We start from the raw sequence: 10,742 nt of genomic DNA on the forward strand, positions 1-10,742 counted from the left end.
ACTTTGTTTTTAATGTGTTTAATGATCGACAAAGAGGAATTGTTGTGATAAATTTAATTGATTTATCGAGAGAATTTAATGAAATATATTGTTCAAAAACCTAATTGTAGCAGCTATTAAAAATGAATCTTTTATTAAGATACTTTTTCCTCAATCTAATATTGTTTCATAATATTGATTAAATAAATGTCACATGGATACCACTTCGCGGTGCTCCATGCGGGCGTAGGCGGGTCGCGTACGGTATGCGCTCGTTTGCCAACTTTCAAAAATATTCGTCTCGAAACCTATTCGTTGATAACGCTATGCGTTCGACCATGGAAATCAATTTTGTAAACGGTTTTTCCATTTTTTAACGGAGACGATACGACACGGTGCCGTGCATTGAACGAAATCCCTATTATTCTTTCATAAAAAGCGCGTATTTTATCACTTTGCAGGCGATATATAGTGCAGAGGCCTTCCTCGCCGCGCTATCTCAATAATCAAGGATATCCCCATGCAATATACCCATAAACCCGTCGAAGAACTCACCTTTACCGACGACTTTATGTTCGGCACGGTCATGAAAAACAGAACGATTTGCAAAGGCGTCATCGAACGCCTCCTACATATCAAAGTCGGCAAAATAGAATACCCCTCGCTCCAAAAAACGATAGCACCCTTTTACGAAAGCAAGGGTATACGCCTCGACGTCTATATCTCCGACCCCGAGCGCATCTTCGATATAGAAATACAAACGTCGATTCCCCCGTCTCTTCCCAAACGTACCCGCTATTACCAAAGCCTTATGGATGTCGATAACCTCTTGAGAGGTCAGAGTTATGCGGAATTAAAAGAGAGCTATGTCATCTTTATCTGTACACAGGATCCTTTCGGCAAGGGTTTGCCTGTGTATACGTTCCGCAACGTATGCAGTGAAGACGGCGGTATTTTTCTTGATGACAAATCGTATAAAGTATTTTATAATGTGGGTGCCTACGGTAAAGAAGATGAACCTGAATTGAGCGCTTTGTTGAAGTATCTTTGCGAGAGGCGGGCGACGAGCGGTTTTACACAGCACATCGATGCGCTTGTCGAAGAGTCAAAACGGAACGAAACGTTCAGGAGCCGGTATATGTCGTTGAATATCAGAGAAGATGACTTACGTATGGCAGGTGAAAAGATCGGTTTTGAGCGGGGAATACGCAGAGGTCGCCGTGACGGTATTGCCGCAGGGGCGTATCAAGCAAAGCGGGAAACGGCAAAAATTTTATCGGATATGCAACTGGGCATTGAAGTGATAGCGAAAGCGACCGGTCTCTCGGAAGCGGAAATCGAAAAACTGTAGTGTCATTTGCTTTAAAAAAAGCTCGACCTCCAAGTTCTTCGGGTAAAAATTGATTTCCGTGGCGTTCGACGGGAACTTTGTTCAGTTTTATCTCACTGGCGAACTCACTCGCACGTTTTCTGTATATGCACTTGTCGGCCGCCGGAAGCCGCACATTCATCCAATAAAACGTAAAAAAAACGCTTGCTCTAATCACTGCACGGTGCTATACTGGGTGTATATTTATGTACTAGGAGTGTATAAATATGCAATCAAACCATCCGATCGATATGCGCTTTGTCGACGGCGGAGTGACCGCTCCGCAGGGCTTTACGGCAAACGGCGTTTTGTGCGGTATAAAAGCGGGCCGCAAAACTCCCGATACGGCGCTCATCTTTTCCGAAACGCGCTGCACTGCCGCCGCCGTCTTTACACAAAACCGCGTGCAGGCCGAATGTGTAAAATTAACAAAAGAACATATCGCTTCGGGATTTTCGCAGGCGGTGATCGCAAACAGCGGAAACGCGAACGCGTGCACGGGCGATCAGGGTGCGAAAGCCGCGCGGCGCATGGCTTCAGCCGCCGCAAATGCGCTCGGCATAGAGTCTCGCGACGTGATCGTGTGTTCGACCGGCGTTATCGGCAGGCAGCTTCCCGTCGAAAAAATCGAAGCGAAAATCGATGAGCTGAAAAACGGTCTTTCGAAAAAAAATCACGAAAAGGCGCGCGAAGCGATTATGACGACCGACACGCAGTATAAAGAATGCGCCGTACAATTTACGCTCGGCGGAAAAACGGTGACGATCGGCGCCATGTGTAAAGGCAGCGGCATGATTCACATCAATATGGGAACGATGCTCGGCTTTATCACGACCGACTGCGCCGTCTCTCAAGCGATGCTCCGTAAAGCACTTTTGGGAAGCGCGAGAGCGACGTATAATTGCGTGTCCGTCGACGGAGACACGAGTACGAACGACACGCTCGCGATTTTGGCAAACGGTATGGCAGGCAACGCTCCGATCGAACGGGAGGGCGGCGATTACGACGTATTTTATTCGGCGCTCACCGCATTGAACACGGTTATGGCAAAAAAGATTGCAGCCGACGGCGAAGGGGCGAGCCGGCTCATCGAATGCACGGTTACGGGCGCAAAAGATGTCGATACGGCGCGCACGCTCGCAAAGAGCGTGATTTCATCGAATCTCGTAAAAGCCGCGATGTTCGGCCGCGATGCGAATTGGGGACGGGTTTTGTGCGCGCTCGGCTATTCGGGTGCGGAATTTACGGCGGAAAAAACGTCGGTATATTTTTCGAGCGTGTCCGGTACGGAATCCTCGTCGGATCCGAGCGCATGTGATACGTCCGGCGGTGAAGCGGAAGGCAGCCGAAAGATCGCCGTATTTGAAAACGGCGTTCCCCTAAATTTCGACGAAGCGCTCGCAAAAAAAATACTCGGCGAAAAAGAAGTCAAAATCCTCGTCAAACTGCAGGACGGAAAAGCCGAAGGCCGCGCGTGGGGATGCGACTTAACTTACGATTATGTTAAAATAAACGGCGATTATCGGACATGAGCGAAAATGCGCGGTGCAATCCAAGCCCGCAAACGAAAGCGCGGTGCAACCGACGTTGCGCACATGCACGGCGAAAGAGAGGTACGATAAAAAGCGCCGTCTGAAATATCGCCGTCGCTTTTTATCTCGAGTTTGCGCGGATGTTTGCAGAAGACGTGTATATGTGGTGTTTCGATAAAAATCGCATGAATACGATACGCTTTATTTTGCAAACTCGATTATTGAACGTGTGCGCGCACGCGCACGGCTAAAAACTTTTTCGGAAATTGGTATTTCCTGCAAAAGTTTTTATGAGAGGAAGCTATGATGACTGATACGGCAATCGATTCGGCAGATGAACGGCAGTACGACGAAAATCGCGATCGCCCGCTCGACAATGCACACTGGGCGGACGTGCTCGTACAAGCTATGCCGTATTTTAAAAAGTGGGTCGGCAAAGTCGTCGTCGTAAAGTACGGCGGCAACGCGATGCTCAACGACGAACTGAAAGCGGCGGTTATGAAAGACCTCGTGCTGCTCAATACGATCGGCTTACACGTCGTACTCGTACACGGCGGCGGTCCCGAAATCAACAAAATGCTCGACCGCGTCGGCAAAGAAAGTAAATTCGTCGACGGCTTGCGCTGTACCGATGCCGACACGATGGAAATCGTCGAAATGGTTCTGTCCGGAAAACTCAACAAAGAGATCGTCGGTATGCTGCTGCGCGAAGGCGGTAAAGCTGTCGGTTTGAGCGGCGTCGACGGCGGTTTGATCCGTGCAAAAAAAATCAATAACGATAAAATCGATTACGGCTATACGGGCGAAGTGACGGAAGTGCGTCCCGACATCGTCGTTTCCCTTTTGTCTCAAGGATTTATCCCCGTCATTTCGACCGTCGCAGTCGGAGAAGACGGGGACACGAATCGATACAATATCAACGCGGATACCGCCGCCGCCAAAATCGCCGTCGCGCTGTACGCGGAAAAATTCGTACAGCTTACGAACGTGCCCGGCATTTTGCGCGACACCGGCGACTCGTCTTCCCTCATCGCCCGCGTATCGAGGGCGGAAGTCGAAGCACTTGTAAATGGGGGTATCGTCGCCGGCGGCATGATCCCGAAAGTGGAGTGCTGCATAACGGCGCTCGCGGGAGGAGTAAAACGGACGCACATCATCGACGGACGGGTGCCGCATTCGCTCCTCATCGAAATGTTCAGCGACCGCGGTATCGGCACAATGATTTATTAGGTTGAATGGAGAGTTTTGAAAATATTTAACTAAATGAAGCGATGCTTACGGCGAAAATGACCGACGTACAATCTTTGCAGCTATATGCGAACGCGGCTTTCGCAGCGGAATCCCCGCTTACGCTCCGGTTGTGCTTTTAAGTAAGGCTTCCGCAAGCTGAACGCACAAAGTCGCACGCGTGTCTCCCGCTGCTACGCCGCATCGTGCACACGGCACGCGGTTTCGGCACGCGGTCGGAACCTCGCCGTAAGCATAATTTTATTTATTTTCCAAACTCGCCATTCAATTGGTGAGCGAAACTATTGGAAAAGGGACTGTCTCAAAAGTCAGTTGTTTTTTAGACAGCCCTGTGAGTTTTGGCAAACTCAAAATTATTTTAATTAATAAATTGAGGAGCGGATCATGGAGAAAAAAATTGTTAATAATTACGGAAGCTTTGACGTCGTTTTTGTAAAAGGCGAAGGGGTGGTTCTCTTCGACGCGGAAGGAAAGCGATATATCGACTTTATTGCAGGCATCGGCGTAAACTCTCTCGGACACAACTACGCGCCGCTCGTCGAAGCCGTGCAAAAACAGGCTGCGCGTGAAATCCATATTTCGAATTATTATCTGTCGGATGCGGGTGTCGCATTTGCGGACGAACTGCTTTCGGCGACGGGATTTTCCGGAGGTTTTTTCGGGAACAGCGGCGCGGAAGCGAACGAAGCTGCGATCAAGCTTGCGCGGAAATACGGCTATATGAACGGCGGGGAAAAGCGCCGCACGATCTATACGCTCGAACAATCGTTTCACGGCAGAACGCTTGCGACGCTCACCGCTACGGGACAGGAAAAATTTCATCCGCCGTATTTTGCTCCCTATGTCGCCGATTTTAAAACGATCAAAGCAAACGATTGGGGCGTACTCGAAACGGCGTTTGACGATACGACTGCCGCGCTGCTCATAGAATGCGTGCAGGGCGAGGGCGGCGTGAACCTCGTCGATGCCGAATGGGCGTGTGCGGTATCCGACGCCGCGCGCAAAGCGGGAGCGATCGTTATGGCCGACGAAGTGCAAACCGGCATGGGAAGATGCGGTACGCTTTTGGCAAGCGAACGGCTCGGCTTTTGTCCGGACGTCGTCACGCTTGCAAAAGGAATTGCAGGCGGCATTCCTATGGGTGCCTGTCTTTTCCGCGGTAAAGCCGACAAAGTGTTTTCCTCAGGCGACCATCAATCGACCTTTGCGGGAAATCCGCTTGCGTGCAGCGCAGGCCGCGTCGTGCTCAAAACGCTTTCCGCTCCCGGATTTTTGGACGACGTAAATCGGAAAGGCGATTATATGAGGAGCGTCATTTCCGGCTGGAAGATCCCGATCGTTACCGACGTGCGCGGGCTCGGCCTCATGATCGGCACGGAAATTGCGGGAAAGATAAAACCCTTCGATGTGGAAAAGCGCTGCCTTGAAAAAGGATTGTGCGTGTCAACAGCGGGTACAAACGTGATCCGCTTTTTGCCGCCGCTTACGATCACGGACGAAGAGATGGATGCGGGACTTGCAATATTCCGGAGCGTGCTCGAAGAGTATGTTTGAAAGTTTTAGGAATAGAATCCGATAATTTATTGATTTTTATAACTTTTTGGAATATAATAAAGATGTGGAAGTGAGACGTAAATTTGATGTGGAAAGAATAAACCGCAAAGAATATCTTGAGCGATTGAATAATTTAAAGCATAAAAAGCTTATAAAAATCGTTACCGGAATCAGGCGGTGCGGAAAATCTACGATTTTGGAGATGTTCCGTGACCGGCTTTTGCAGGACGGGGTTGAAGAAAAGCAAATCATTTTTATCAATTTTGAAGATTATGAAAATAAAGAATTACGGAATCCCGATAACTTATACAAGTACATAAAAAAACGCTTAACTCCAAAAATGAATTACATCATTCTTGATGAAATTCAGCGGGTAGAAGATTTTCCGGATGTTGTGGACGGTCTTTACATCAAGAAAAATACGGATTTGTATCTTACCGGTTCCAATTCTTCTTTGCTTTCAAGCGAGATTGCAACCCTCATAAGCGGTCGTTATGTAGAAATAAAGATGCTGCCTTTTTCGTTCAAAGAATTTGTAGATGCAACAAAACAAGACGACAATCTTTCAAAAGCCTACAGACAGTATGTGACTACCGGTTCTTTTCCGTATGTGCTGGAACTTTTAGAGACTCCGCAGGAAATAAATCCATATCTTGAAGGAATCTACAATACAATTTTGGTAAAAGACATTATCGACAGGAAAAAGATTTCCGACACGACTGTCCTGAAGAATGTAGCGCAATTTTTATTTGACAATATCGGGTTGGAGCTTTCTTCCAAAAAGATTGCAGATACCCTCATATCAAATAACAGAAAATCGGATCCCAAAACAATTGAAAAGTATGTGAGTGCACTTGAAGAAAGTTTTATTGTTTACAGTGCAGGTCGCTACAACATTAAAGGCAAAGAATATCTCAAGAGTCTTGAAAAATACTATGTTTCAGACATTGGTCTTCGTAATTTTATGCTTGGAAAAAAAGCGATGGACGCGGGACATATCTTGGAAAACATAATCTATTTTGAACTTTTGCGACGAGGTTATAATGTTTATGTCGGTAAAGTCGATACTTGTGAAGTTGATTTTGTTGCACAGACACAAGACGGCAACACTTACATACAGGTTGCTGCAAGCGTTCGGAATGAACAGGTTCTGGAAAGAGAATTAAAACCGTTGAAAGCGATCAAAGACAACTATCCGAAAATGATTTTGACCTTAGACGATGACCCCATCGGTGACTACGACGGAATAATACGCAAAAACGCTTTGGATTGGCTGATGGAACGGTGAAAATCGGAAAAAAACAAATATGAGCGAGCGCATTGCACCAAACGTATTGTTGTTCATTTTCACAAAATCCGCTAAAATAATCCATCATGGCTACACATACGACGATCGATGAAGATACGCTCGAAAAGCTGCTGTATCTTTCCCGGCTTTCGCCCGAAAGCACCAATTTAACGATATTAAAAAAGCAGGTCGATGAAATCATCGGCTATTTCGAACTCTTGTCGAAATACGACGACAGCGAAAATCCATACGACGCGTATCCTTCAACGGAGGCGGATAAACTGCGTAAAGACGAAGTCGTAGCGGGCTTGGCTATGAGCGACGTAAAAAAGATTTCGAAAGATTTTATGGACGGTTATTTTCAAGTGCCGAAAGTATTGGGCGAGGGCGCGTGATGAATTGTACGATACGTGATATGCGCGCGGCGCTGAAAGAAGGATCTGCGACGAGCGCGGACATTATTAAAAAATCGGCGGCGGCTTTCGAAGCGGATAAAAAATCGGCCGCTCCTCTCAACGCATTTCTTGAAATATATGAAGATGCGCTTACAAAAGCCGAAGCGGCGGACGCGGAAATCGCGGGTGCGCGCAGTTCCGGCACGCTCGATTCGCTCTTTTCGGAAAAGCCGCTTTTGGGTTTGCCGTTTGCGAACAAAGACAATATTTCGGCGAAAGGCAAGCGCTTAACCTGCGCGAGTAAAATCCTCGAAGGCTATGTCGCTCCCTACGATGCGACGGTGATCGCGCGCCTCGAAAAAGCGGGTGCCGTTCCGCTCGGCCGCTGCAATCAGGACGAATTTGCGATGGGTTCTTCGACCGAGTATTCGATTTACGGAGCGACGAGAAATCCCGTAAACCGCGATTATGTTTCAGGCGGTTCGTCGGGCGGTTCGACCGCCGCCGTTGCCGCGAATCAGGCGGTTTTCGGACTCGGTACCGAAACGGGCGGCTCGGTGCGCTTGCCGGCGAGTTATTGCGGCGTGTACGGGTTAAAACCGACGTACGGCGTTTTGAGCAGGTGGGGTGTCGTTGCATACGGCAGCTCTCTCGATCAAGTCGGCATCCTCGCACACACGCCGTCGGATATCGCCGAAGCGCTTGACGCGATGTGCGGCGCCGATATGTACGACGATACGAGCGCTGATTTGCCCGGAAAAGAAAAATTATTAAATCTCAAACCCTGCGGAGATGCGCCGTTTTCGTCTTTGAAAATCGCGCTCATCCGTCAATTCCTCGAAAATAAGGGGCTCGATGCGGACGTCGGAAAAGTTTTCGACGAAACGCGCAAATGGTTTGAAAGCAGGGGCGCGAAAATCGAAGTCGTCGATATGCCGGTCATGGATGCCTCCGTCGCAAGTTATTACGTACTCGCGCTTGCCGAAGCCGCGTCGAATTTGAGCCGCTTTGACGGCATCCGTTACGGCCGCCGCGTCGATACGGGAGAAGGCTACGACGAGCTGTACGTGCATACGAGGAGCGAAGGCTTCGGGGCGGAAGTAAAGCGCAGGATCGTCATCGGCAATTACGTTTTATCCGAGCAGTTTTCGGGCGATACGTACAAAAAAGGCATGACGGTGCGCGCACGCATTCAGCGCGAAATGGCCGCTCTCTTTAAAACCTACGATGCGGTGCTTTGTCCCGTCTGTCCGACACCGGCGTTTAAGCTCGGTCAAAAAGTGGACGATCCGCTTGAAATGTATTTGAGCGATCTCTTCGTCAACTTCGTAAACCTCGCGCGTATCACCTCTCTTTCGGTACCGGCCGGTATCACAAAAGAGGGACTGCCCGTCGGCATTCAATTTGTCGGACCGATGTTCGGTGAAGCGAAGATACTTGAGTTGGCCGAGGCGTGGGAAGCCGATCATCCCGGCTGCGGCGTGCCGCTCGGTACTAAGTGAAATTATTAGATTCGGCAGATCGCCCGAGTGCGGTTTTTAGGAATGATGTATGGCAATCGATAAATACGAAATCGTAATAGGCTGCGAAATACATACGCAGCTTTTAACAAAGACAAAAGCGTTTTGCGCGTGCGAAAACCGCTACGGCGGTATGCCCGATACGCGCGTGTGTCCCGTGTGTCTCGGACTTCCCGGTGCTATGCCGCGCGTAAGCGAAGGCTACGTCGAACTCGGCGCCGTTGCGGGGCAGGCGCTCAACTGCCGCATTGCGCGCTTTACGAAATTCGACCGTAAGCATTATTTTTATCCCGATTTGGCAAAGGGCTATCAGATCACGCAGTACGATATTCCGCTGTGCGCCGACGGGTACGTCGATTTGCCGTTCATCCATTATCCGGAAGACGAACGCCCGGGCGGAGCGAAGTGCCGTACGGTGAATTTCAAAGGCGAAAACTGCATCGTCGACAACCGATACCGCCGCGTGCGGATCGAGCGCATTCACCTCGAAGAAGACGTCGGAAAATCGCTGCACCTTGAAGGCGCGCATTCGTATATCGACTACAACCGCTGCGGAACTCCGCTTATCGAAATCGTAACGAAGCCCGATATCACCGGTCCCGAAGAGGCGGCTCTCTTTATGCAGACCGTGCAGGAGATCCTCCGCTACGTCAAAGTGACAAAGGGGAATCTCGAAGAAGGCAATATGCGCTGCGACGCGAATATCAATTTGAACGTGTGGGAAAACGGCACGCTGTATCATACGCCCATTTCCGAAATCAAAAACCTGAATTCGTTCCGCGCGATAAAAGACGCGTGTACCTATGAAGCAAAACGCCAGCTCAAAGAATTCGAAACCGATCGGCAGCCCTTTAACGCGGGTTTTAAAGTGACGATGGGCTGGGACGAAGCGAAAGGCGAAACGGTCGTTCAGCGCACGAAGAATTCATTCGTCGATTACCGCTTTGTCGTCGAGCCGGACATCAAACCCTTCAGCGTCAGCGAAGCGCTTATCGCGCGGGCAAAAGAAGCGGTCGGCGAGCTGCCCGAAACGAAGCGCGTGCGTTTTATGAAAGAATACTCTCTTTCTTCGTTCGATGCGGAAACGCTGACTGCGACGCGTGAGCTTGCACTGTGGTTCGAAGAAGCCGCAAAAAAATCGAAGAGCCCGAAGCGCGTCGCAAACCTCATCCTCACCGAACTGCTCGCAGTTTTAAACGAAAAGCAGGAAACGATAGATTCCGTTTCGATCACGCCGCTGCACATTGCAGAACTTGCGGACGCGCTTGAAGCCGATAAGATCACGAGCAAGCAGGGAAAGGTCGTTTTCGAAAAGATGCTTGCAACGAAAAAGCTGCCGTCTGAAATTATTAAAGAAGAAGGCATGGAGCAGGTAAACGATACCGGCGCGATCGAAAAGATCGTCGAAAGCGTGCTTGCCGCAAATCCGCAAGCCGTCGCCGATTTTAAAAACGGCAAGACGAATGCGCTCGGCTGGCTTATGGGACAAGTGATGAAAGAGTCGCACGGAAAAGCGAACCCGAAACAGGCGACGGAATTGCTCAAGGAAAGACTTTCGTAAAAGGCGGGATCGACGCGCAGCGTCAGCGTGCGTGCGTCGGTTTTGTCGAAGCGTGCATATACTGTAAAGGACGCTGCGTATTATTCACGTAAAAATCCGATAAAATGATTTGCGTCATTCATGTGTCGCGGCGGCATACGTGTTGCGATGACAGACTACCGGCCGGCTTTTTAGGAAGGAACAAAAAATGGAATATAAAATTAAAGTAAATATTACTTTAAAAGATTATAAAAGTTTTATTTTCGATAATATAATGCAAAAAAAAGTTTCTCTTATACTTTCACTTTGCCTCATTT

At 49.0% G+C, this 10,742-nt stretch carries 8 protein-coding genes; all 8 read left to right on the forward strand.

Going from position 1 to position 10,742, the window contains the following annotated elements; genetic code table 11:
• Positions 1 to 499 precede the first annotated feature (499 nt).
• Complete coding sequence (locus tag JSQ97_RS12010) at positions 500 to 1,330, forward strand: Rpn family recombination-promoting nuclease/putative transposase (protein ID WP_205076265.1); 831 nt, start codon at positions 500 to 502, stop codon at positions 1,328 to 1,330.
• Between the two features lie 245 nt (positions 1,331 to 1,575).
• A complete protein-coding gene (argJ, locus tag JSQ97_RS12015; RefSeq protein ID WP_239447135.1) occupies positions 1,576 to 2,880 on the forward strand; it encodes a bifunctional glutamate N-acetyltransferase/amino-acid acetyltransferase ArgJ in 1,305 nt (434 codons plus the stop codon).
• Positions 2,881 to 3,183: 303 nt separating this feature from the next.
• A complete protein-coding gene (argB, locus tag JSQ97_RS12020; RefSeq protein ID WP_205076266.1) occupies positions 3,184 to 4,110 on the forward strand; it encodes an acetylglutamate kinase in 927 nt (308 codons plus the stop codon).
• A 402-nt stretch (positions 4,111 to 4,512) separates the two neighbouring features.
• Positions 4,513 to 5,682, forward strand: a complete 1,170-nt coding sequence (locus tag JSQ97_RS12025; RefSeq protein ID WP_205076267.1) for an aspartate aminotransferase family protein — start codon at positions 4,513 to 4,515, stop codon at positions 5,680 to 5,682.
• 46 nt (positions 5,683 to 5,728) lie between these two features.
• Complete coding sequence (locus JSQ97_RS12030) at positions 5,729 to 6,970, forward strand: ATP-binding protein (RefSeq protein ID WP_239447136.1); 1,242 nt, start codon at positions 5,729 to 5,731, stop codon at positions 6,968 to 6,970.
• Between the two features lie 86 nt (positions 6,971 to 7,056).
• Positions 7,057 to 7,365 (forward strand): Asp-tRNA(Asn)/Glu-tRNA(Gln) amidotransferase subunit GatC, encoded by a 309-nt coding sequence (gene gatC / locus JSQ97_RS12035; RefSeq protein ID WP_016521395.1) that lies wholly within the window; start codon positions 7,057 to 7,059, stop codon positions 7,363 to 7,365.
• Positions 7,365 to 8,867: an Asp-tRNA(Asn)/Glu-tRNA(Gln) amidotransferase subunit GatA gene (gene gatA, locus JSQ97_RS12040; RefSeq protein ID WP_205076268.1), complete on the forward strand. Its 1,503-nt coding sequence runs from the start codon at positions 7,365 to 7,367 to the stop codon at positions 8,865 to 8,867. The genes gatC and gatA overlap by 1 nt, the downstream gene beginning before the upstream one ends.
• 49 nt (positions 8,868 to 8,916) lie before the next feature.
• On the forward strand, positions 8,917 to 10,446 hold the full coding sequence (gene gatB, locus JSQ97_RS12045) for an Asp-tRNA(Asn)/Glu-tRNA(Gln) amidotransferase subunit GatB (RefSeq protein WP_187385599.1): 1,530 nt from the start codon (positions 8,917 to 8,919) through the stop codon (positions 10,444 to 10,446).
• The last annotated feature ends 296 nt before the right edge of the window (positions 10,447 to 10,742 follow it).

Origin of the sequence: Treponema sp. Marseille-Q4523, from assembly GCF_016901105.1 — a bacterium.
GTDB lineage: Bacteria > Spirochaetota > Spirochaetia > Treponematales > Treponemataceae > Treponema_D.

Coding starts and splice junctions, on each gene's coding strand:
- JSQ97_RS12010 (WP_205076265.1), top strand. CDS start 500: ATGCAATATACCCATAAACCCGTCGAAGAACTCACCTTTACCGACGAC.
- argJ (WP_239447135.1), top strand. CDS start 1,576: ATGCAATCAAACCATCCGATCGATATGCGCTTTGTCGACGGCGGAGTG.
- argB (WP_205076266.1), top strand. CDS start 3,184: ATGATGACTGATACGGCAATCGATTCGGCAGATGAACGGCAGTACGAC.
- JSQ97_RS12025 (WP_205076267.1), top strand. CDS start 4,513: ATGGAGAAAAAAATTGTTAATAATTACGGAAGCTTTGACGTCGTTTTT.
- gatC (WP_016521395.1), top strand. CDS start 7,057: ATGGCTACACATACGACGATCGATGAAGATACGCTCGAAAAGCTGCTG.
- gatA (WP_205076268.1), top strand. CDS start 7,365: ATGAATTGTACGATACGTGATATGCGCGCGGCGCTGAAAGAAGGATCT.
- gatB (WP_187385599.1), top strand. CDS start 8,917: ATGGCAATCGATAAATACGAAATCGTAATAGGCTGCGAAATACATACG.